The organism is Dyella sp. 01L423, from assembly GCF_056399945.1.
In genome coordinates this window covers 14,190-35,667 of the sequence record NZ_JBFTSI010000003.1, presented here as the reverse complement: position 1 = coordinate 35,667, position 21,478 = coordinate 14,190, and the positions used below count along the sequence as shown (strand labels likewise).

The 21,478-nt window shown below is 64.5% G+C and carries 19 protein-coding genes; 11 read left to right on the top strand and 8 right to left on the bottom strand.

The annotated features are described in order from the left end of the window. The first annotated feature begins 141 nt into the window (after positions 1-141). Genes AC1DMY_RS11210 through AC1DMY_RS11200 form a run of 3 tightly spaced genes read left to right on the top strand, consistent with a single transcriptional unit; the run spans position 142 to position 5,853 of the window. The gene (locus AC1DMY_RS11210; protein ID WP_477165046.1) at positions 142-1,251 is read left to right on the top strand and encodes an efflux RND transporter periplasmic adaptor subunit; all 1,110 of its coding nucleotides are present in this window, start codon (positions 142-144) and stop codon (positions 1,249-1,251) included. After that, positions 1,244-4,345 carry an efflux RND transporter permease subunit gene (locus AC1DMY_RS11205; RefSeq protein ID WP_477165045.1) on the top strand — a complete coding sequence of 1,034 codons (3,102 nt, stop codon included), beginning with the start codon at positions 1,244-1,246 and terminating at the stop codon, positions 4,343-4,345. The genes AC1DMY_RS11210 and AC1DMY_RS11205 overlap by 8 nt, the downstream gene beginning before the upstream one ends. 2 nt (positions 4,346-4,347) lie before the next feature. Next, a complete protein-coding gene (locus tag AC1DMY_RS11200; RefSeq protein ID WP_477165044.1) occupies positions 4,348-5,853 on the top strand; it encodes an efflux transporter outer membrane subunit in 1,506 nt (501 codons plus the stop codon). Positions 5,854-5,911: 58 nt separating this feature from the next. Here the strand turns inward: AC1DMY_RS11200 and AC1DMY_RS11195 are convergent, their stop codons facing one another. Both AC1DMY_RS11195 and dnaG read right to left on the bottom strand, forming a co-directional pair. Beyond that, entirely contained in the window at positions 5,912-6,538 is a 627-nt protein-coding gene (locus tag AC1DMY_RS11195) for a DedA family protein (protein WP_477165043.1), read from the bottom strand. Between the two features lie 211 nt (positions 6,539-6,749). Continuing rightward, entirely contained in the window at positions 6,750-8,480 is a 1,731-nt protein-coding gene (gene dnaG, locus AC1DMY_RS11190) for a DNA primase (RefSeq protein ID WP_477165042.1), read from the bottom strand. A gap of 148 nt (positions 8,481-8,628) precedes the next feature. On the opposite strand from dnaG, the gene AC1DMY_RS11185 reads away from it, so the two are divergent. Further along, complete coding sequence (locus tag AC1DMY_RS11185) at positions 8,629-9,267, top strand: GNAT family N-acetyltransferase (protein ID WP_477165041.1); 639 nt, start codon at positions 8,629-8,631, stop codon at positions 9,265-9,267. Positions 9,268-9,281: 14 nt separating this feature from the next. Here AC1DMY_RS11185 and AC1DMY_RS11180 read toward each other — a convergent pair whose 3' ends face one another. The 3 genes from AC1DMY_RS11180 to rpsU form a co-directional block, all read right to left on the bottom strand. Continuing rightward, entirely contained in the window at positions 9,282-9,452 is a 171-nt protein-coding gene (locus tag AC1DMY_RS11180) for a DUF1328 family protein (protein ID WP_477165040.1), read from the bottom strand. Between the two features lie 210 nt (positions 9,453-9,662). Then, positions 9,663-10,109, bottom strand: a complete 447-nt coding sequence (locus tag AC1DMY_RS11175) for a GatB/YqeY domain-containing protein (protein ID WP_477165039.1) — start codon at positions 10,107-10,109, stop codon at positions 9,663-9,665. 172 nt (positions 10,110-10,281) lie between these two features. Next, a complete protein-coding gene (gene rpsU, locus AC1DMY_RS11170) occupies positions 10,282-10,497 on the bottom strand; it encodes a 30S ribosomal protein S21 (protein ID WP_014404075.1) in 216 nt (71 codons plus the stop codon). A 69-nt stretch (positions 10,498-10,566) separates the two neighbouring features. On the opposite strand from rpsU, the gene tsaD reads away from it, so the two are divergent. The 5 genes from tsaD (at position 10,567) to AC1DMY_RS11145 (ending at position 14,111) form a co-directional block, all read left to right on the top strand. After that, positions 10,567-11,646 (top strand): tRNA (adenosine(37)-N6)-threonylcarbamoyltransferase complex transferase subunit TsaD, encoded by a 1,080-nt coding sequence (tsaD, locus tag AC1DMY_RS11165; RefSeq protein WP_477165038.1) that lies wholly within the window; start codon positions 10,567-10,569, stop codon positions 11,644-11,646. 117 nt (positions 11,647-11,763) lie between these two features. Further along, complete coding sequence (gene folB, locus AC1DMY_RS11160; RefSeq protein WP_046972384.1) at positions 11,764-12,123, top strand: dihydroneopterin aldolase; 360 nt, start codon at positions 11,764-11,766, stop codon at positions 12,121-12,123. A gap of 12 nt (positions 12,124-12,135) precedes the next feature. Further along, positions 12,136-12,618: a 2-amino-4-hydroxy-6-hydroxymethyldihydropteridine diphosphokinase gene (folK, locus tag AC1DMY_RS11155; protein ID WP_477165037.1), complete on the top strand. Its 483-nt coding sequence runs from the start codon at positions 12,136-12,138 to the stop codon at positions 12,616-12,618. A gap of 215 nt (positions 12,619-12,833) precedes the next feature. Continuing rightward, complete coding sequence (locus AC1DMY_RS11150) at positions 12,834-13,145, top strand: hypothetical protein (RefSeq protein ID WP_477165036.1); 312 nt, start codon at positions 12,834-12,836, stop codon at positions 13,143-13,145. A 108-nt stretch (positions 13,146-13,253) separates the two neighbouring features. Continuing rightward, a complete protein-coding gene (locus AC1DMY_RS11145) occupies positions 13,254-14,111 on the top strand; it encodes a DUF6159 family protein (RefSeq protein WP_477165035.1) in 858 nt (285 codons plus the stop codon). A gap of 56 nt (positions 14,112-14,167) precedes the next feature. On the opposite strand, the gene AC1DMY_RS11140 is transcribed toward AC1DMY_RS11145, so the two are convergent. Together AC1DMY_RS11140 and AC1DMY_RS11135 are read right to left on the bottom strand one after the other, a co-directional pair. Then, positions 14,168-14,914 (bottom strand): pteridine reductase, encoded by a 747-nt coding sequence (locus AC1DMY_RS11140; protein WP_477165034.1) that lies wholly within the window; start codon positions 14,912-14,914, stop codon positions 14,168-14,170. Between the two features lie 58 nt (positions 14,915-14,972). Beyond that, positions 14,973-15,620 carry a hypothetical protein gene (locus tag AC1DMY_RS11135; protein ID WP_477165033.1) on the bottom strand — a complete coding sequence of 216 codons (648 nt, stop codon included), beginning with the start codon at positions 15,618-15,620 and terminating at the stop codon, positions 14,973-14,975. 211 nt (positions 15,621-15,831) lie between these two features. On the opposite strand from AC1DMY_RS11135, the gene AC1DMY_RS11130 reads away from it, so the two are divergent. Then, a complete protein-coding gene (locus AC1DMY_RS11130) occupies positions 15,832-18,033 on the top strand; it encodes a TonB-dependent receptor (RefSeq protein WP_477165032.1) in 2,202 nt (733 codons plus the stop codon). Positions 18,034-18,182: 149 nt separating this feature from the next. Next, positions 18,183-19,376: a class I SAM-dependent methyltransferase gene (locus AC1DMY_RS11125; RefSeq protein WP_477165031.1), complete on the top strand. Its 1,194-nt coding sequence runs from the start codon at positions 18,183-18,185 to the stop codon at positions 19,374-19,376. A gap of 57 nt (positions 19,377-19,433) precedes the next feature. On the opposite strand, the gene AC1DMY_RS11120 is transcribed toward AC1DMY_RS11125, so the two are convergent. After that, on the bottom strand, positions 19,434-21,428 hold the full coding sequence (locus AC1DMY_RS11120; protein ID WP_477165030.1) for an LTA synthase family protein: 1,995 nt from the start codon (positions 21,426-21,428) through the stop codon (positions 19,434-19,436). Positions 21,429-21,478: the final 50 nt, after the last annotated feature.

Here is a 21,478-nt window from a genome sequence, read left to right as displayed (position 1 = left end):
CGGCGGCCGGCAACGGCCAGTCCGCGAGCGGGTCATGCGCTCGGTCTCCTGACGAGACGCGCGCCATCCCCTTCGCAAACACTGCCCCATGGTCTGTGACCGTGGCGGGCAGGCATGCCAAGTTCAGCAAGGGGAATACCCATGACGCATCGCCTCACACCTTTCTTCATCGCCTTTGCCCTCATGTCGCTGGCTGCGTGTTCGCATCGCGCCGACGATCAGGCATCGCAGCCGTCATTCGTGGAAGACCACGGCATGCTCCGCGTGCCTGACGGTTCACCGCTGCGAAAAGCACTCACGGTGGCTTCCGTCGAGATGCGCGCCGCGCCGCACACGCTGGTATTTCCAGCGACGGTGGAATCGGACCCCGCGCGCACCGCCAACGTGGTGGTGCCGCTCACCGGCCGCATCACGGAGCTCAAGGTAGGGCTGGGTGATCACGTCGCGCGCAATCAACTGCTGGCGGTGATCGAATCCGGCGATATGGCGCAAGCGTATGCCGATGTCGCCAAGGCCACGGACGCCCTGGCGCTGGCGAAGAAAGGGCTCGATCGCGCACGCGGCGTGCAGCAGGCCGGTGGCAATGCGGTGAAGGACCTGGAAGCCGCTCAAAGCGCTTACAGCCAGGCGCAGGCCGAACTCGAGCGCGCGCAGACGCGCCTGCAATCGATCAATGTCGCCGGGCAGGCCGGTCCCTCCCGCAGCATCCGCATCACCGCACCGGTGAGCGGCTACGTGACGGCGTTGTCCGCCGCGCCTGGCACCTATGCCAACGACACCACCACGCCGCTGATGACGATCGCCGATCTCGATTCGGTATGGATCACGGCGAACGTGCCGGAGGTGGATGTGGGCGGCATCGCCAAGGGGCAGGCTGTCGATGCGACGCTGTCGGCCTATCCCGATCAGGTGTTCCACGGCCAGGTCGGTTTCGTCAGCCAGGTGCTGCAGGCGGATACGCGTCGCGACATGGTGCGTGCGTTGTTCGCCAATACGGATGGACGTCTGAAGCCCAATATGTTCGCCAAGGCCAGCATCGCCGTGCCGCAACCGGCACAGGTATTCGTGCCTGAGTCCGCGTTGCTGATGAACAACGACAACACCACCGTGTTCGTGGAAGTGTCGCCGTGGGCATTCGAGCGCCGCACGGTCGTGCTGAGCTACGACGAGTCGACGGACGCACGCGTGGTCAAGGGGCTGAAGGCTGGCGACCGCGTGGTGGTTAAGGGCGGAGTCCTGCTCAATGATTAACGCGATCTTCCACTTCTGCTTCCAGAAGCGCGTGATCTTCATCGTGGTGTCGGTGCTGGTGCTGTGCTTCGGCTACTACTCGTGGACGCAGCTGGCCATCGAGGCCTACCCGGAACTGAGCGACGTCACCGCGCAGGTCACCACCCAGGTGCCGGGCCTGGCCGCCGAAGAGATCGAGCAGCAGATCACCACGCCGCTGGAACGTGTCTTGTCCGGTACGCCAGGGCTGGTGGCCATGCGCTCCAGCAGCACGTTCGGCCTGTCGCTGATCACCCTGGTGTTCAAGGACGGCGCCGAGGATTACTGGGAGCGCCAACGCGTGATGGAGCGCATCGCGCAGGCCACGCTGCCGCCGGGCATCACGCCCAGCCTCGATCCCGTGTCCGGTCCGGCGGGTGAGATTTACCGCTATACGCTGGAGTCCACCACAAAAAACCTGATGCAGCTTTCCGAGCTGCAGAGCTGGGTGGTGATTCCCGCGTTGGAGAAGATACCCGGCGTCGCCAACGTGGATATCTTCGGCGGCTTCACCAAGGAGTTCCAGCTGGAGCTCGACCCCGCGCAGCTGCTGCACTATGGCGTGAGCGTGAACCAGGTGACCAGCGCGATCTCCGCCAATACGGCCAATGCCGGCGGCGGGCGCATCACGCGCGGCGATCAGTCGTACATCGTTCGCGGCATTGGCATGGTGCATACGCTGAAGGAGCTGGGCGACATCGTCGTCACGCAGAGCAACGGCGTTCCCGTGCTGGTGCGCGACCTGGGCAAGCTTCAATACGGCCATCAGGTGCGGCAGGGCATCCTGGGCAAGGACAGCAATCCGGACACCATCGAGGGCATCGTCGACCTGCTGAAGTACGAGAACCCGTCGCGCGTGCTGGAGAACATCCACGCCACCGTCGCCGACCTCAACAAGCAGCTGGCGGCACAGGATGTGCGCATCGTGCCGTACATCGACCGCGACGATCTGGTGAACGCGACCAAGGAGAAGGTGCTGCACACCGTGATGGAAGGCGTCGGCCTGGTGTGCATCGTGCTGATCCTGTTCCTGGGCAGCCCTCGCTCGGCCATGGTGGCAGCGGTGGCGATTCCCATGTCGCTGGTGACCGTGTTCATCCTGATGCAGTTCACGCATATGCCGGCGAACCTGTTCTCGCTGGGTGCGATCGACTTCGGCGTGATCGTCGACGGCACCATCGTGGTGACCGAGGCGATCCTGCGGCGTCGCGAGGAGAAGCCCAATTCGATCCTCACCGAAGACGATGTGATGACGGTGACCAAGCACGTGGGCCGCTCGATCTTCTTCGCCACGCTGATCATCATCACGGCCTATCTGCCGCTGTTTGCGTTCGAGCATGCCGAAGGCAAGCTGTTCCGGCCGATGGCGTTCACCGTCGGCTATGCGCTGTTGGCGGCGCTGTTGTGCACGGTCACCCTGACGCCCGGCCTGGCGTATATCGCACTGCGCAAGCCACGCAAGCTGTTCCACAACAAACCACTGGAGCGCCTGCAGGCGGGATATACGGCCTGGCTGGGCAAGCTGCTCGGCAAGTTGCCCGTGGTCTACGCCGTGGCCGGCGTGGCACTCGTGGGTGTGCTGCTGCTGGGCGCCACCATCGGCCGTGAATTCCTGCCGGACCTCGATGAAGGCTCGCTTTGGCTGCAGGTGCAGATGCCCTCGGGCCTGTCGCTGGACAAGGCCAGCGAGATGACGGCCGAGCTGCGCCGCGTGATCCGCGAGTTTCCCGAAGTGTCCTACGTGGTCACGCAGCTGGGTCGCAACGACACCGGCACGGATCCATGGACGCCCTCGCATGTGGAAGCCGGCGTGGGGCTCAAGCCCTACGACACCTGGCCGCATGGCGAGGACAAGGCGGCCTTCCTGCGTCGCTTCAACGCCCGCATGCAACAGATACCCGGCGTGTCGGTGGGCATCAGCCAGCCCATCGTCGATGGCGAGAACGACATGATCGGCGGCGCGCATAGTCCGCTGGTGCTGCGCATCTATGGCGACGACTTCGCCGAGCTGCGCCGCGTGGGCAACCAGATTGTCGATGTCTTGCACGGTGTTCGCGGAACGGCCGAGGCATCGATCTTCCAGGAGCCGCCGATCCCGCAGCTGGCGATCACCGCCGACCGCGATGCGGCGGCGCGCTACGGCATCAATATCGGCGACATCAGCAACCTGATCCAGACGGCCATCGGCGGCACGCCGGTGACCCAGGTCTATGTGGGCGACCGCATCTACAACGTGACCACGCGGGTGTCGAACGAAACGGCCAACAACCTCGAGGCGATCGGCCAGCTGCCATTGAGTTCCGCCAGTGGCGCGCAGGTGCCCTTGAAGCAGGTGGCGGATATCCGATTCAAGACCGGCGAGAGCACCATCGCGCACGAGCAGGGCAAGCGCCAGCTGACCATCCGCGTGGACAACCGCGATCGCGCGCTTTCCGAATACCTGGCCGACGCGCAGCAGCAGATCGACGCCAAAGTGCATTTCGACAAGCAGAACTACCAGCTGCAATGGGCCGGTACCTTTGAAAACCAGAAGCGCGCGCAGGCGCGCCTGGTGGTGGTGATGGCGCTGGTGATGGGCATCATGCTGGTGTTCCTGTTTGCCGAGTTCGGCAAGCTGCATCAGGCCGTGATGGTGTTGGCGGTGGTGCCGCTGGCCACCGTGGGCGGTCTGATCTCGCTGCATCTGCGCGGCGAAACCTTGAACATCGCCACCGCGGTCGGCTTCATCGCGCTGTTTGGCGTGGCGGTGCAGAACGGCATCATCATGATCGCCAACATCAACCGTGTGCGTAAGCATGGGCATGGGTTGCGCGATGCGGTCCTGGAAGGCGCGACCGAACGCTTTCGGCCGGTGCTGATGACGGCCACGGTGGCCAGCGTTGGCATGTTGCCCGCCGCGCTGGCGACGGGCGTGGGTACCGACGTACAGCGCGGTCTCGCCACGGTCGTGGTGGGCGGTCTGCCGATCGCCACGCTGCTGACGCTCTTCATTCTTCCGGGCTTCTACTTCGCGATCGAGCGACGCATCGAGCGCCATCGTCGCACGCACCGTCCGCATCCCTCGCGGGAGCTGTGATCATGATCAAGACCAAGCTTCGTTATTCGTTGCGCGGCACGCTCACTCTTGCCGTAGCCATCGCCTTGACCGGCTGCGCCGTGGGCCCTGACTACAAGCGGCCACAAGTGTCGCAGGCTCAGTCGTACTCACCCACACCCATGGCCAGCGATACGGCATCAGCCGCTGGACCGGGCGGCCAGGCGCAGCATGTGCTCGCCTCGATGGATATCCCCGGACAGTGGTGGACGCTGTTTCATTCCGAGCCGCTCAACGGCCTGATCGATGACGCGCTCAAGCACAATGCCGATATCGAAGCCGCGCACGCCTCGCTGCAGGCGGCCTGGGAGTCGGTGTATGCGCAGCGCGGGGCGTACTTCCCCACGGTCAACGCGAGCGTGAATCCCACGCGTCAGGACTTTGCCAACGACGTGGCCAGCGGCGTGGCATCGAACGCGGATTTGTACACGCTGACCACGGCGCAGGTGAGCGTGTCCTACGTGCTCGATATCTGGGGCGCCAACCGCCGACAGGTCGAATCGCTCACGGCGCAGGCCAATCAACAGCGCTTTCAGCTAGAGGCGGCCTACCTCAGCCTGACCAGCAATGTGGTGAACACGGCCATCCAGGAAGCCTCGCTGCGAGCGCAGATCGAGCTGACCCACAAGATCATCGACGAGCAGGAAAAGATCCTGGGCACCTTGCAGCGTCAACAGGCGTTGGGAGATGTCTCCGAAGCGGTCATTGCCGCGCAGGTCGCCACGCTGGAACAGAATCGCGCCAGCCTGCCGCCACTGGACAAGCAGCTTGCGCAACAGCGCGACCTGCTGGCAACGCTGACCGGACGCACGCCGGACCAGCGCATCGATGCGCAGTTCGACCTCGATGGCCTGCAGCTGCCCACGCAGCTGCCACTGAGCGTGCCGGCCCAGCTGGTCGAGCAGCGCCCCGATGTGCGCGCATCCGAAGAGCAGCTGCATTCCACCAGTGCGCAGGTCGGCGTCGCCATCGCCAACCGTTTGCCCAACGTGCAGATCAATGCCTCGCTTGGCACGGCGTCGGAGAAGACCAGCCAATTGTTCACCGCGGCCAGCGGCTTCTGGGCCGTGGGCGCCTCGGTGACGCAGCCGCTGTTCGACGGTGGCACGCTCAAGCATAAGCAGCGCGGTGCCGAAGCGGCGTATCGACAGGCGGCGGCGCAGTACCGCAGCACGGTGCTCGGCGCCGTGCAGAACGTCGCCGATACCTTGCACGCCATCGACGCGGACGCGCGCACACTCGTCGCTGCCGAGCGCGCCGAACAAGCGGCGGCGCGCAGCCTCGACATCGCCAAACGCCAGTTGACGCTCGGCGATATCAGCGAAAGCGCCATGCTCAACGCACAACTCACCTGGCAGCAGGCAGCACTGAGCGTAGTGCAGGCGAGGGCGGCGCGTTATTCAGACACGGTGGCGCTGTTCCAGTCGCTGGGCGGCGGTTGGTGGCACAGGCAGGATGCGGGCAATGTGGCGGATGCGAAGGCGCCTTGAGCAGCACGCGGCTGCCGGCATAAGCCCTGCAGTTCGATACCGCGGTTCTAGCTAGCCTTCAGCGCGAACCCGACTCACACGCCAGGCGCCGCTTGTGCCGCCACCACAGCACCAGCGCCACGATCAGGGCGCCGCCGCCGACCAGCCACAGGCCGTTCTGGCCGCGGTGAATCCACATGGCCAGCCACTCGTGGTTGTCGGCGCCCAGATAGCCCAGGTAGACCCAGATCGGCACGCTGATCAGCGCGGCCAGTCCATCGAGCAGGAAGAAGCGCAGGAACGACACGCGATGCGTGGAGCCGGCCGTGATGAACACGGCGGTGCGCATGCCCGGCAGGAAGCGTGCGATGAACATCAGGCGGTTGCCGTAGCGCTCGAATTTCTCCTGCACCTTGGCGTAGCGCTCCGGCGTGAGCACGCGCGCGACAAAACGTATCTTGAGGATGCGTGCGCCGAAATGGTGGCCGAGCAGGAACATGCCGGCATCGCCGATCAGCACACCGGCCATGCCGACGCCGAACATGGTGTGCACATTGGCGTAGCCGAGGCCGGCGATCACGCCGCCGGCGACCAGGGTGATGTCTTCAGGCAAGGGCACGCCGGCGCCGCACAGCAACAACGCGATGAACACCGCGAGGTAGCCGTTTTCGGCGAACACCGTGACCAGTCGTTCAAGTAGTTCCATCACCATCCATGCCCGGGCGGACTACCCATGCCTCACTAAGGGTCGATGATCCCATACGAAGACGTCCGTACGCTTGCGCTGGCGCACCTCGCTACGCTCCCTGTCCCTAAAAGGGGAGAACTGGGCTGAGGCGCAATCTTGCAGGGCCAATAGTTAGAACCCTGTTCTTTTCATGCCGAGGCGGCATGCAACGGCCACTGTGTCAGGCAGGTTACGCCGGGGGCGTGACCACTCGCCGGGCCAGCAACTCGCGCAGTTCAGCCTTCTCCGCGCTGTCGAGCGTGCCCTCGCGGCTTTTGGCGGTGAGCCAGTCGCGGCGCTGGATCACGGCCTGCTCTTCCATGCGTTGCAGTGCGCCGAAGAATTCCGCGCGCTGGGCTTCCGGCTCGCCGACCACCAGGGCCGCCATCAGTTTCTGCAGGGCAGGGTATTCGGGCCGTTCGGCGAAGTGTTCCACCAGCACGGCCGGATTGATGCCCGGACGCGAGCGGGCCGTATCGATCAGTTCGGCAAGCAGCTCTACGCCGGGTTTGTCCAGGCGCAGAAAACCATAGGGTCGTTCCACCTGATCGGCCATGCCCGGCTGTGCCAGCAGGGAAGCGATCGCGCTGCGCACCAGTGAGCGCTGCGCGACGGTGGGCCGCTGCAGTGCAGTGCGTGGCGCGGGCGTGGTGTCCAGGGTGGCGCGTGCGCCGGTGCGCTTCTCCAGCTCTTGCGCCATCAGATCGCGGAACGCGCCATCGGGCAGGCGGGCGATCAGCGGGCGGGCGCGTTCGGCGAGGCGGGCGCGACCGTCGAGGCTGGCGGTGTCCACGTCGTGCGCCAATTCGCCGAAGAAATATTCGGAGAGCGGCGTGGCGGCTTTCAGACGCTTCTCGAATCCGTCCTTGCCCTCTTTGCGGATCAGCGTGTCCGGATCTTCGCCATCGGGCAGGAACAGGAAGTAAGCCTGGCGTCCGTCGCGCAATCGCGGCAGCGCCGCTTCCAGCGCCTTCCAGGCGGCGGCGCGGCCGGCGCGATCGCCGTCAAAGCAAAACACCACGTCGGGCGCGGCGCGGAACAACACTTCGGTGTGCTCGGGCGTGGTGGCCGTGCCCAGGGTGGCGACCGCGATCGGCAGCCCCGCCTGATGCATGGCGATCACGTCCATATAGCCCTCGACCACCACGATGCGCGTGAGGCTGGGATTGGCCTGCTTCACCTGCCATAGGGCGAACAGTTCGCGGCCCTTGTGGAACAGCGGTGTTTCTGGCGAATTGAGGTACTTGGGACCTTGATCCGATTGCAGCACCCGGCCGCCAAAGGCGATGACGCGACCGCGTCGATCGAGGATGGGAAACATCAACCGTTCGCGGAAACGATCGTAGCGGCTGCCGCGCTCGCTGCTCGCCACCATGCCCGCTTCGTTGAGCAGCTGCATGCGTCGATCGCTGCCGCCCAGCGCCTTGATCACGCCGTCGAAACCCGCCGGCGCCCAGCCGATGCGAAAGCGCTGGATGGTCTGCGCGTCGAGCCCGCGCTTCTTGCAATAGGCCTGCGCGTCGGCGTTCTTGGGCAACTCTTTTTCGTACCAGCCCGCCGCTGCATCGAGCAGGGCGTAGAGGTCGGTCTTGTCCTCGCGCTGGACGCGGTCGTCGCCGCCTTCGCGCGGCACGGTGAGCCCCACCGACTGCGCCAGTTCTTCCACCGCATCGGGGAATTCCAGGCGCTCATAGTCCATCAGAAACTTCACCGCGCTGCCGTGCGCGCCGCAGCCAAAGCAATGGAAGAACTGCTTGGCGGGGCTCACGTAGAACGACGGCGTGCGCTCGTTGTGGAACGGACAACAGGCCGTCCACTCGCGCCCCGCCTTCTTCAACGGCACGCGTCGCTCGATCACATCGACAATGTCGACACGAGTCAGCAATTCGTCGATGAAGCTGTCAGGGATACGTCCGCGCATAAGATCGCTAGTCTATCGGGTGTCGCCGCCTCTGGCCGCTTTTACCCCCAGCGCAGGCCTTGCCGGCCACTGCGCCTGTCATCGGGCTGCCTTATGCTCTGGCCGATGCGTTGCGATGGCCGGGGGTGCCATGGGAAATGTGCTGGGAATGGCCAGATCGGGCCTGCAGATACGGTTCCGGCCGGCCGCGCCCGAAGACGCCGCGGTGGCCGTGCCATTGATCTATAGCTCGGGCCCGGTGGCGTTCGATTACGTGTTCACCACCCGCGATGGCGGCGATGCGCAGGCCTTCCTGCAGCACTGCTTTATCGATGGCGCCGGTGAGTTTGGCTGGCGCAACCATTGGGTGGGCGTCGCCGAGGGAAAAGTGGTGGCAGTGGGGGCGGGCTTTGGCGCCGACGCGAAATGGCCGTTCACCCTGGCCGCGGCACGCCAGATCATCGGCCATTACGGCCTGCGTCGCGGACTGGGCGTGATTGCGCGCGGGTTGCGGGTGGAATCGGTGATCCAGCCGCCAAAAGACGATATGCACTACCTGGCGCATCTCGCAGTACTGCCTGACCTGCGCGGTCACGGCATCGGCCGCGCGCTGATTGATCAGCTGGTGGGCGCCGCGCGTGAGGCCGGGCGCAGCCGCGTCACGCTCGATGTAGCCGCCAGCAACCCGAGGGCCGAGGCTCTTTATCGCCGCGCCGGCTTCAAAGTCGTGGGCGAGCGCCTATCGCGGCTCGCCAACGAGCGTGGCCGGGTGCCCGACCATCGGCGCATGGAGCGCATTATCGACTAGGGTCCGAAGCGACCCTAGACCATGTGGATCACGCCGATGACGGCCAGCAGGGCCAGCAAGAACAGAATGATGAAGATCGCGAACAACACCTTGGCAATGGCGCCGGTCACGCCGGACAAGGTGCCGAAACCCAGCCAGCCGGTCACCAGCGAGACGATGGCGAGGATGATGGCCCACTTGAGCATGTGTCACTCCCGTTGACGAAGGGCACCGGCGCTTCCGGTGGCCGTGCCGTTTTAGGGGCCGGACTGTGAAGGCCGTGCAGCTTCGTTGTGGAGGCCATGCAAGTGCTGGGACATCGCCGAGTGCGATGAACCAGGGCGCGCCCGCAGCGGGGCGCGCTGTGGAAGGCGGTGTAACGCCAGCCCTGCGGTGCTGGCGTACGAGGCCGGCGATCAGCCGGCGAGGCGTGCCTTGATGCGGCCGGACACCACGCCCATGTCGGCGCGGCCGGCGGCCTTTTCCTTCACGGCGGCCACCACCTTGCCCATGTCGCGCGCCGAGCTGGCGCCCGTTTCGGTGATCGCGGCGGTGATCAGTGCGTCGATTTCCTCGTCGCCGAGCTTGCTCGGCAGATAGGTGTCGATCACCACCATTTCGGCGCGCTCGATGTCGGCCAGGTCCTGCCGGTTGGCGGCTTCGAACTGGGTGATCGAATCCTTGCGCTGCTTGACCATCTTCTCCAGCACGGCCAGCGTCTGCACGTCATCGAGCTCGATGCGCTCGTCCACTTCGCGCTGCTTGATCGCGGCAAGGATCAGGCGGATCACGCCCAGGCGATCCTTCTCGCCGCCACGCATGGCGGTCTTCATGTCGTCGGTGAGCTGCTGCTTCAGGGTCATGGGGATTTTCCTTGGAAAACACAAAAGCCGGCGTTGCACTGGGCAACGCCGGCTAGTGTAGGTCTGCGAAGACACAGCGGCAGCGGATGGACGCGCCAGCTGCCTAGCTACCTGTCATGGCGCCAATGACGCCACGAGAACCTCGGATCGTCCGCAGGGCGGACGAGAAGGCTCAGTACAGACGCGTACGACGCGACGTGTCGCGCGAGAGACGACGCAGGTGACGCTTCACTGCGGCAGCGCGCTTGCGCTTACGCTCCTGGGTCGGCTTCTCATAGAACTCGCGCTTGCGGGTTTCAGCCAGGACGCCGGCCTTTTCGCAGGTGCGCTTGAAGCGACGGAGGGCAAGCTCGAACGGCTCGTTCTCGCGGACTTTTACGCTGGGCATGGAGACTCCAAGTGTTAGACTGGCTCGCCTGAACGAGCCGTTTGAATACGGTGAGCCGCGAAGTATAACGTGGAAACGACAGCAATTTCAAAGCCCCAGTACGAGCCGCCGGCAAACAAGCCGGTACTGGGCATCGAGACCTCTTGCGACGAGACCGGCGTAGCCCTGCTGCGCTGGGAACCGGGCGCGCCTGGCCATGGCCTGCTTTCACATACGCTTTACAGCCAGATCAAGCTCCACGCCGAATACGGCGGGGTCGTGCCGGAGCTGGCCAGTCGCGACCACGTGCGCAAACTGCTGCCGTTGGTGCGCGAGGCGATGGCCCAGGCTGGCTTGACGCCGGCCGACCTGGGAGGGGTAGCTTACACCGCTGGTCCGGGTCTGGTCGGTGCGCTTCTGGTGGGCGCCTCCGCGGCCCGTGCGATGGCCTGGGCGCTCGGCGTGCCGGCCATCGGCGTGCATCACATGGAAGGCCACCTGCTGGCGCCGCTGCTGGAGGACAACCCGCCCGAGCCGCCGTTCGTGGCGCTGCTGGTGTCCGGCGGCCACTCGATGCTGGTGGAAGTCAAAGCCATCGGCGAATACAAGATCCTCGGCGACACCCTGGATGACGCCGCCGGCGAGGCCTTCGACAAGACCGCCAAGCTGATGGGCCTGCCGTACCCCGGCGGCCCGGCGCTGGCCAAGCTGGCGCAGCAGGGTCGCCCCGGCGTGTTCCGCTTCTCCCGCCCGATGACCGACCGCCCCGGCCTGGATTTCAGCTTCTCGGGGCTCAAGACGCAGGTGCTGCTGGCCTGGCAAAACTCCGACCAGACCGAGCAGACCCGCGCCGATGTGGCGCGCGCGTTCGAAGAAGCCATCGTCGACACGATGATCATCAAGTGCCGTCGCGCCCTCCAGGCCAGTGGCGCCAAGCGGCTGGTGATCGCCGGCGGCGTGGGTGCCAACCAGCATCTGCGCGCCGAGCTGGCGGCAGCGGGCGCGAAGGACGGATTTCAGGTGTATTTCCCGCGCCTCGCCTTTTGCACGGATAACGGCGCCATGATCGCCCTGGCCGGTGCCATCCGACTTGCGCATGGGCAGCATCAGGATGCCACCGTGCAGGTGTATCCCCGCTGGGATCTGGAAACGCTGCCGCCGGCCACGTAACGACACCCTCCCTGTGGGAGCGCACCCTGTGCGCGACATGCCAACGGAGCGGTGACAACGGCATGCCGCAGTCGCGCACAGGGTGCGCTCCCACAGAGAGATCGCTACCCTACCCGCATGGATATCGTTTTCATCGAAGACCTGCGCATCGATGCCGTCATCGGCATCTACGACTGGGAGCGCCGCGTGCGGCAGACGCTGTCGTTCGACATCGAAATGGCGTTCGACAACACCGTGCCTGCCGCCAGCGACGACATCGCGCTCACGCTCAACTACAAGGATGTGTCCAAGCGCCTGATCGACTACGTCGGCGCCTCCAGCTTCGGGCTGGTGGAGACGCTGGCGGAGAAATGCGCCGCCATCATTCGCGAAGAGTTCGGCGTGTCATGGGTGCGGCTGAAGCTTTCCAAGCCTGGCGCCGTGCGCGGTGCCAAGTCGGTGGGCGTGCGCATCGAACGCGGTACGCGGCCGCAGTGACGCGTTGACCTGATGGCACGCGTCTACCTGAGCCTTGGTTCCAACCTCGAACCTGCGCGCTATCTCCGTGCGGCGATCGATGAGCTGCGCGCACGCTTCGGCGCGCTGTCGGTGTCGCCTGCCTATCGCAGCAAGTCGGTGGGTTTCGATGGCGCGGATTTCGTGAATCTGGCCGTCGGGTTGGACACGGATCTTTCCCCCGAAGCACTCAACGACTGGCTGCACGCGCTCGAAGATCGCCATGGTCGCCGCCGCGATGTGCCGCGCTATTCCGATCGCACGCTCGATGTGGACATCGTGTTGTACGACGACCTGGTGCGTCAGGGCGATGGCCATCTGGATATTCCGCGCAAAGAGCTGCGCCATGCGTTTGTGCTCAAGCCCATCGCAGACATCGCGCCGGAGCTCAAGCATCCGCTGACGGGCCAGACCATGGCCGCGCTGTGGTCGTTGTTTCCCGCCGATAGCGAGCCGTTGGTGGTCGAGCCGTTGTAAGCGTTCGAAACCAGCTTGGGCGATCGATCATCGCGGGCCCTGCCATCGTCGTCGCTGCGAGAGCGGCGGCATTTCGGACTCGTCTGATTTCCCGTGCATTTCCCGCGGAATACGCTTGGCATTCGCAGTCGGGCGGTCAATCGTGCGGGAGGCTTAAGCGCCTCTCTTGCGCCACGCCGACATGCAGTGAACGCACGCAGAGTCAGCAGGGAAGCATGTCGAACCAGCGCAAAGAAGCCGCATCGATCCGCTATGTGATCTGTCCGCATTGCCAGAGCGTAGCCGCGCATGGCGTTCGGATCTGTTCCGGCTGCGATGCTGCCGTGAGTTACGGGACGCCGCTGGTCCTCGTCATCGTGACGATCGCCGCGTCCGCATGGTTAGGGTTCAAGGCACATTGGTTCTTCTACGATTCCTGGCTGCTGGTGCTGTCTCTCGCCGTCATCGCGGCCGGCGGCGTGTTGAGCCTGCTCTGCGAGGCGTTCGATGAGCGCGTGGTGTTCCGACCCAAGCGCCGTTCCTGGTAACAGGCAGCCCGGCCTGACATCTGCCTGACACCAGCGGTGCCAGCACTGTCCCGGCGACACAACTAATGCTAGAAACTTCCCCACCTAACATGGAATGGGGGTAGGGATATGGCAGGTCGTTTTGCGCGCAGCTGGAGCCTGATGAAGGCCAGCGCCGAAGTCTTGCGTTCGGATAAGTCGCTGTTGATGTTTCCATTGGCTTCCAGCATCTGCTGCCTGCTCGTGGCAGCCAGCTTCCTGGTGCCGATCATCGTTGCACTGATGGCGTCCGGCGCAGCGGTCGAGCAAGGTCATCGCATGACCGTCGGCGGCTATGTGCTGTTGTTTCTGTTCTACCTCGTGCAGTACTTCGTGATCATCTTCTTCAACACGGCACTGGCCGGCGCTGCACTGGCCCGTTTGCGCGGCGAGCCCACCAGCTTTGGCGAAGGCATGGCGGTGGCGCGTTCGCGCATCGTCAACATCTTCGGCTATGCACTGATCGCCGCTACCGTGGGTCTGGTGTTGCGTGCCTTGCAGGAGCGCCTCGGTTTGATCGGTCGACTCGTCGCCGGCTTCCTTGGTCTGGCCTGGACCGTGGCGACTTTTCTGGTCGTGCCGGTGCTGGCGAGCCAGGACGTGGGTCCGACCGAAGCGATCTCGCGCAGCGTGGAACTGCTCAAGCGCACCTGGGGCGAAAACATCATCGGCAACGCCGGCATCGGCGTGGTATTCGGCCTGTTGATGTTCGTCGCGATCTTGGTGGCCGCTGTCCTCGTTGGCGGCGCGTTCGCCACGCAGTCGATCACCGCGATCATCGCGGCCATCGTGATCGTGGTGGTGGGCCTGACCATGCTCGGCCTGGTCCAGGCCTCGCTGCAAGGCATCTATGCCGCCGCGTTGTACCGCTACGCGGAAGAGGGCGAAGTGGGTTACGGCTTCGATCAGGCGATGCTGGAGCAGGCGTTCAGGCCGAAGAAGAAGTAAATCGATCGAGCTGACGCATCACAAAGGAAAGGGCGCTGCGGCGCCCTTTTTCTTGCTCACACAGAGAGCGTGCGTCCGCCATCCACGCGGATGATCTGCCCCGTCACGAACGGCGCATCGCGCAGCAGCCATAGCACGGCACCGGCAACATCCTCGGGCGAGCCGGCGCGCTGCAAGGGCGTGCGCGCGAGCATGGCCTGCTGGTCGTCGTAAGGCTTGCCGTCGCTCGGCCACATCACGGCGCCGGGCGCCACGCCGTTGACGCGTACGTCGGGGCCTAGATCCAGGGCGAGCGAGCGCGTCATCGATTCCAGCGCCGCTTTCGCCATGCAGTAAATCGGATGATTGGCCAGTGGGCGTTCCGCGTAGATATCTACCAGGTTGACGATGGCGCCGCGCGCGGTGCGCAGCGCGGGTGTGGCCGCCTGGGCAAGGAAGAACGGCGCCTGCGCGTTGGAGGCGAACAGTTCGTTCCACTGCGCTGGCGTCGCTGTACCCACCGGCGTGGGATAGAACGCCGAGGCGTTGTTGACCAGCGCGTCCAGACGTCCAAAGCGATCAAGTACGCGCTGCACCACGCCAGGCAAGGCATCGAGATCGGCCAGCTCTGCCTGCACGATGCAGGTGCTGCCGCTGCGCTGGCGTTCCAGCGATGCGGCCAGCAGTTCGGCATCGGCGGCCGAATGGCGATAGTGCAGTGCCAGATCGTAGCCCGCCGCATGCAGCGTCCGGGCGATCACGGCGCCAACGCGTTTTCCCGCGCCGGTAATAAGGGCAACCGGGCGCTCGTGGCGAGTATTCATGCGTGTGCTCCTGCGTGACGCAACCAGATCGCGAGCTTGCCCCAAAGCACCTGCGGCGTCATCCCGGTGGCGTCGCGGGGTCCGTGGTGGCTTCATCGACAGACGTGGCCTGCGTCTCGAACGGCGTGCTGAACATGGCGATGGCGGTGCGTGCCACTTGTCCGGTGTCGTAATAGGCGTAGCTGCCCACGCCGACCGCACCAACCACCGGAATCCAGCGCGAGATGCCGCTGCCCACGGCGCGCTGGGTCACCTTGATGCCGACGGTCTTGGCCACGCGCTCGATCAGGGAGGTGGTGACGCGACGAAACAGCAGTCGATCGCCGACGCGCACTACCAAGTCGCGGAACGCCTGCGCGGCCGTGTGCCGGAACAGGCACCACAGCATCTGCTCGCGTCCCAGTTCCGAGTGCTGGCCATAGGCGGCGGCGATGTCGCTGACCATCTGCGCCTGGATCTTCCAGATCGCCACCACCTCCGGCAGCACGGTGAGCCAGCCCAGGGGGCCGGGTGGCAGGGCCAGCGAGCCGGCGGTGAGGCCAGCGCGTTGCTGCGCGCGGGTGGCGAGGCGGCGGGCTTCCTTCTCCGGATCGCGGGCGCCGGGCACCTGGCTATCGGGAATCTGGCTCACGAAATCCAGGATGGCCTGGGTCACGCGGCCATGGTCGGCGATGACGGCAGGTAGCTGATTGGAAGACGGGGACATGGACCGGGCTCGGTAGGGCGGCGGGTGCCGCGCGACGCCCCAGTCTAGGCCGCCCGGGTGAAAACCGGCTGAGCCCCGGGGGCTGGGCCGGACCTGAACGCAGGAACTTGCCCGGCCAAGCATGACTTCTGGGGCAGGCGGGGTCTGGTCTAGAATGGCAATGTTATAACGTATCGAAAATAACAACGACCGCCCCCTTCCCGGACACCCAATGAAACGTAGCCTGCTTGCCGTGAGTCTTGCCGTTGCCCTTGGCGCCATCCCCGCCGCCTACGCCCAGACCAGCTCGACCCCTGACACCAGCACCGTCGACGCTCCTGCGGCCAGCGATGGCAGCGATACCGGCTCCACCGGCGTCACGCGCAACCAGCCGGCTGGGAAGGTGAAGCAACTGGGCACGATCGACGTGAGCGCGGCGCTCGACCAGGCGCGCAATTCGCTATCGCCGGACACCGGCAGCAGCCAGTACGTGATCGACCAGAAGGCCATCCAGGCGCTGCCGCTTGGCGACTCGACGCCGTTGAACCAGGTGATCCTGCAGGCGCCGGGCGTGGTCCAGGACTCCTACGGTGGCCTGCATGTACGCGGCGACCACGCCAATCTGCAGTACCGCATCAACGGCGTGATGCTGCCCGAATCGATTTCCGGTTTCGGCCAGGTGCTGGACGCCCGCACGATCCAGAGCGTGACCTTGCTCGATGGCGCCTTGCCGGCGCAGTACGGTGAGCGCACCGCGGCCGTCGTCGATATCACCACGAAGGCTGGCTCCTCGCTGGGCAATGGCGGCAGCGTCGGCATCACCGGTGGCTCGTTCGGCACGGTCAATCCCAATGCTTCGCTGTGGGGCAGCAACGATCGCTGGAGCTGGTTCCTTACCGCCAACTACATGGAGAGCGACGTCGGCATCGAGAATCCGACGGCCAGCCGTACGCCGATCCACGATCACACCAACCAGGTGAAGGCGTTTGGTGACATCAGCTACCTGATCGACAACGACACGCGCATCAGCTTCATGTTCGGCGCGAGCAATAGCCGCTTCCAGATTCCCAACAATCCCAACCAGGAGCCGCAGTTCGGCTATCTGGATACGGTCAATTTCAACTCGGCCGACCTCAACGATCGCCAGAACGAGCAGACCCGCTTTGGCGTGCTCTCGTTGCAGGGCAAGATGGGTGACACGGCGTATCAGGTGTCGCTCGGCCAGCGCTTCAGCGGCTTGCAGTACATGCCCGACGAAATCGGCGACCTGATGTTCAATGGCGTGGCCGCCGGCATCAACCAGAACGATCGTGCCAGCACGCTGCAGGCCGACTTCTCGATGCCGTGGGGCGGCAGCCACACGCTGCGCTACGGCTTGTACGGCAACTTCGATCAGGCCACCACCAATACCAACTCGCTGGTGTTCCCGGCCAACCCCGACGGCAGCCAGGCCAGCACGGTCCCGTTCAATATCTTCACCGGCGACAAGATCACCGCACGTACCTGGGCGGCCTATGTCCAGGACGAGTGGAACATCAGCGACAAGTGGACGCTCAACTACGGCTTGCGCGGCGACCAGTACGAAGCGTTCCGTACCGAAAGCCAGCTTAGTCCGCGCATCGGCGTGGTGTGGCAGGCCACCGACAGCACGACGGTGCATGCCGGTTATTCGCGCTATTTCACGCCGCCCGCGAACGAGCTGATTTCGAACGAAGATATCAATGCGTTCGCCAATACCACCAATGCCGTGCAGAACTACGGCAACAACACGCCGCTCGCTGAGCGCTCGAACTATTACGACCTGGGTGTGCAGCAGAACATCGGTTCGAACTGGACGGTGGGTCTGGATGCGTACTACCGCGATGTCAGCCGCCTGCAGGATGAAGGACAGTTCGGTACCGCCCTGGTGTACTCGACGTTCAACTACCGCTATGGGCGCATCCGCGGCACCGAGCTCACGGTCAACTACGACAACGGACCGGTCACGGCGTACTTCAACTTTGCCTATAGCCGTGCCATGGGCAAGGATGTGATCACCGGCCAGTACAACTTCAGCCCGGATGATCTGGCCTATATCGCGGACAACTTCATCCATCTCGACCACGACCAGAAGCTGACCTCGTCGGGCGGCATCAACTACGCCATCAACGACAGCACCAAGGTCGGCGCCGACTACCTGTTCGGCAGCGGTTTGCGCGAGGACGGCCTGACGCCCAATGGCTTGTCGCTGCCGTACTACTTCCAGCTGAATCTGAGCGTCTCGCACGACTTCACCTTTGACAGCACCGGCAAGTTCCACACGCAGCTGGCGCTGATCAATGCGCTGGACCGCACCTACGAGTTGCGCAGCGGCACCGGCATCGGTGTGGGCGCGCCGCAGTTTGGCCCGCGTCGTGGCGTGTTCCTGAGCCTTCAGAAAGACTTCAATTTCTAATTGAATGTCGTCGCCGAAGCGCGCAGGCGCTTTGGCCTTCGCACCCAGTCAGCTGGGCCAGTGTCCCCGCCATAGCCGGTCTCCCCTCCCTCACGAGGCTATGGCGGGGCATGGGTTAAACTTCGCCTGTTTCCCCGCAGGCAACACCCATGTCTTCCCGACTTCCCGATCCCGGCGCCGACGAGCGCGCCCATTCCGACCGACTGCTGACGCGTCTGCGCGAGGAAATCGCCGCGCATGGTCCGATGCCGTTTTCGCAGTACATGGAGCGTTGCCTGTATGCGCCGGGCCTGGGTTATTACAGCGCCGGCAAGACCAAGTTCGGCGAAGCGGGCGACTTCATCACGGCGCCCGAGTTGGGCGAGTTGTTTGCTCGCTGCGTGGTGAACGCGACGTATCCGGTTATCGAGATGTTGGGCGAATCGGCCGACTTTCTCGAGCTGGGCGGCGGCAGCGGTGCGTTTGCCGAGGCAGCGCTCAAGGCGTTTGCGGTGAACGGAGCCGTTCCGCGTCGCTACTACATCCTCGAACCCAGCGCTGATCTGCGCGAGCGCCAGCGCGACCGGCTTGCGGCAGCGCTGCCCGCGGAACTGTTTGCGCACGTGCTGTGGCTGGATCGTCCGCCGGAGCAGGATTGGCAAGGCGTGCTCTTTGCCAACGAGGTGATCGACGCATTGCCGACCACGCGCTTCGCCATGCGTGCCGGCGAGGTCTATGAAGAATACGTCGCGCTCGATGGCGAGGGCCGCCTGATGCGCGTGGATCGTCCCGCCGATGCCCTGGTGTCCGGTGCTGTACGCCATGTCGAACGCGACCTTGAGGCGGAATTTTCCGAAGGCTATCGCTCGGAAATCTTGCCGCAGCTGCCGTACTGGATCCAAGCGATCGCCGGTTCGCTCACTGCCGGCGTGATGTTGTTCATCGATTACGGCTATGTGCGTCGCGAGTATTACCTGCCCGAGCGCAACGATGGCACCTTGCGGGCGTACTACCGGCATCGTTCGCACAACGACCCGCTATATTTGCCGGGCCTCAACGACCTGACCGCGTCCGTCGACTTCACCGCGCTGGCCGAAGCGGGCAATAGCGCCGGTTTTGGTGTGGCCGGCTATATGCCGCAGGCCCAATTCCTGATCGGCAGTGGATTGCAGGACATCTTTGGCGTGGCATACGAAGCCGCCGCGGACGAAGCCGCGCGCTATGACCTAGCGCAACAGGTCAAGAAGCTCACGCTGCCCGAGCAGATGGGCGAGCGTTTCCAGGCCATGTTGTTTGCGCGAGGCATGGACGTGTTGCCGCTGCCAGCCGACGTACTGGAGGCGGACCAGGGCGATCGGCTCTGACACTGCACTAGACTGGCATCGCCAAAAGAAAACGCCCGCGTCATGCGGGCGTTTTGCTTAGTGGGTGCTGGAAGCGGCAGCTGGCGCCGGGGCGGGCTGCACCGGCGTGTCGTCATCCGGTCGCTTGATCAACTGCCCGTGTTTGAACAGGGACGCCGCGACCTGGTAGTAAGCGGTGGCATCGTCCACCTGGCCTTGGTCGACCGGCGTATTCGGCACGGCGTCACCATTGTCGAAGTTAGGCTTGACCTGCTCCAGCTTGCGCTGCGGTTCGAGCACGGTGAGTACGTCGCCGTGCAGATAGCCGAGCTTCTCGTAAGTGGCCGGGAAAGCTCGCTCGCGGCCCGGTTCAAGCTGGAAGATGTCGGCGCCGAAGAAGCGGCTGCGGTAGCTGAAATTCAGCAGGCCCATCACTGTGGGGATGATGTCGACCTGCGCCATCTGCCGCGATACGCGCTGCGGCGGGATGTGCTTGGGCGAGTAGATCCACAGGGGAATGTGATAACGGTTGATCGGCACGCTGCTTCGACCCGCGCTGGAGGCGCAGTGGTCCGCAGTGATCACGAACACCGTGTCGTCGAAGTAAGGCTTGGCTCTGGCGCGCTTGATGAAGTCGGCGATGGACCAGTCCGTATACGCCACGGCCGCCTCGCGCGTCCCGTTCTTCTGCGGCACGCGATTGGCCGGCACGGTGAACGGGCGATGGTTGGAGGTGGTCATGATGTGCAGGAAGAACGGCTTGCCCTGCGCCTGCGCCTCGTCCATCTGCTTGAGCGCCAGCGTGTAGAGATCTTCGTCCGCCACGCCCCACACGTTTTCGTGATGGATCGTCTCGCCCTTGCCGATATCGTTGCGGTCCACCGCGCGATAGCCGTTATGGGCGAAGAAGTAGTTCATGTTGTCGAAGTAGCCGTAGCCACCGTAGACAAAGTCGGACTGGTAGCCGCGAGCATTGAACACGTTGGCGGCGGAGAACAGGTTCTCGTTGTTGTGCGCCTTCACGATGGAATCGCCTGGCGTGGGCGGCACCGACAGCGACAGCGCTTCCAGGCCGCGCACCGTGCGCGTGCCGTTGGCGTAGAGATTGTCGAAGAACATGCTTTGGTCGATCAGCGCATCGAGGTTGGGCGTGATGTTGCCGCGCTTGTTGCTGAACTCCGAGAGGAAGTCGGCCGACAGGCTCTCCACGCTGATCAGCACCACGTTGAGGTGCTTCTCCGGACCGGCATGGCGGATCTCACGCGTGAGGTCGTGCGGATCGCTGCTGACGTAAGTGGCCTCGGGCGTCTTCACCAGCTCGCGCACGCGCTTGAATGCCTCGTCGTCGGGCAGGGTGCGATAGAAGCGCGAATAATCCAGGTGGCTGCTGCGGAACGCGGCGAAGAATTCGAACACGCCGTTGCCGGAGAGTTCGTTCACATAGGCGTTGTCGGTCCGATCCTTGAACGTGCCTTTGACGCCAACGGCCAGGACCACGGTAACCAACAGCCACACCAGCACCACCTTGCTGCGCTGGAGGAAGCGGGTGCCGCTGTCGCGCGCCTGCAGGCCGCTGCGACTGAGCCACACAACCACCAGGGTGGCGATGGCGAGCAGGCTGATCCAGGTGCCCAGCGGATAGGACTCGCGGATATTGCCGATCACCTCGGTGGTGTAGACCAGGTAGTCGACCGCGATGAAATTGAAGCGGGTGCCGAATTCCGCCCAGAACACCAGTTCCGAGGCGGCGACGAAGAGCAGCCCGAACAGCATCACCGCGCCGCCCACGTATAGCGCCCACTGGCCTGCGCGCGACACGTAGATGCGTTGCGGGACCAACCACAGATACAGCATCAGCAGCCAGGCAAGAAAGACGAACACGACCAGGTCGTAGCTCAGTCCGACGCCGAACGCATAGCCCCAGTACAGCGGGTTGTGCGGCACGCCGTTGCCGGACATGTAGAGCAGCACGATGCGGGTCAGCGCGCCGATCAGCACATAGCTGATGGCCAGCCACCATAACGGGCGGAACCGCTGGCGCAGCGGCGAGGTCGATGGGTCGGCAGTCGGCACGGAAAACTCCGGAAAAAGCTGGAAACGAAGGCCTGGCTGCGAAGTGGCCT

Coding starts and splice junctions, on each gene's coding strand:
- AC1DMY_RS11145 (WP_477165035.1), top strand. CDS start 13,254: ATGGCAGGTCGTTTTGCGCGCAGCTGGAGCCTGATGAAGGCCAGCGCC.
- AC1DMY_RS11130 (WP_477165032.1), top strand. CDS start 15,832: ATGAAACGTAGCCTGCTTGCCGTGAGTCTTGCCGTTGCCCTTGGCGCC.
- AC1DMY_RS11195 (WP_477165043.1), bottom strand. CDS start 6,538: ATGGAACTACTTGAACGACTGGTCACGGTGTTCGCCGAAAACGGCTAC.
- AC1DMY_RS11140 (WP_477165034.1), bottom strand. CDS start 14,914: ATGAATACTCGCCACGAGCGCCCGGTTGCCCTTATTACCGGCGCGGGA.
- AC1DMY_RS11210 (WP_477165046.1), top strand. CDS start 142: ATGACGCATCGCCTCACACCTTTCTTCATCGCCTTTGCCCTCATGTCG.
- AC1DMY_RS11185 (WP_477165041.1), top strand. CDS start 8,629: ATGGCCAGATCGGGCCTGCAGATACGGTTCCGGCCGGCCGCGCCCGAA.
- folK (WP_477165037.1), top strand. CDS start 12,136: ATGGCACGCGTCTACCTGAGCCTTGGTTCCAACCTCGAACCTGCGCGC.
- AC1DMY_RS11150 (WP_477165036.1), top strand. CDS start 12,834: ATGTCGAACCAGCGCAAAGAAGCCGCATCGATCCGCTATGTGATCTGT.
- rpsU (WP_014404075.1), bottom strand. CDS start 10,497: ATGCCCAGCGTAAAAGTCCGCGAGAACGAGCCGTTCGAGCTTGCCCTC.
- AC1DMY_RS11125 (WP_477165031.1), top strand. CDS start 18,183: ATGTCTTCCCGACTTCCCGATCCCGGCGCCGACGAGCGCGCCCATTCC.
- dnaG (WP_477165042.1), bottom strand. CDS start 8,480: ATGCGCGGACGTATCCCTGACAGCTTCATCGACGAATTGCTGACTCGT.
- AC1DMY_RS11135 (WP_477165033.1), bottom strand. CDS start 15,620: ATGTCCCCGTCTTCCAATCAGCTACCTGCCGTCATCGCCGACCATGGC.
- AC1DMY_RS11175 (WP_477165039.1), bottom strand. CDS start 10,109: ATGACCCTGAAGCAGCAGCTCACCGACGACATGAAGACCGCCATGCGT.
- folB (WP_046972384.1), top strand. CDS start 11,764: ATGGATATCGTTTTCATCGAAGACCTGCGCATCGATGCCGTCATCGGC.
- AC1DMY_RS11205 (WP_477165045.1), top strand. CDS start 1,244: ATGATTAACGCGATCTTCCACTTCTGCTTCCAGAAGCGCGTGATCTTC.
- AC1DMY_RS11180 (WP_477165040.1), bottom strand. CDS start 9,452: ATGCTCAAGTGGGCCATCATCCTCGCCATCGTCTCGCTGGTGACCGGC.
- AC1DMY_RS11200 (WP_477165044.1), top strand. CDS start 4,348: ATGATCAAGACCAAGCTTCGTTATTCGTTGCGCGGCACGCTCACTCTT.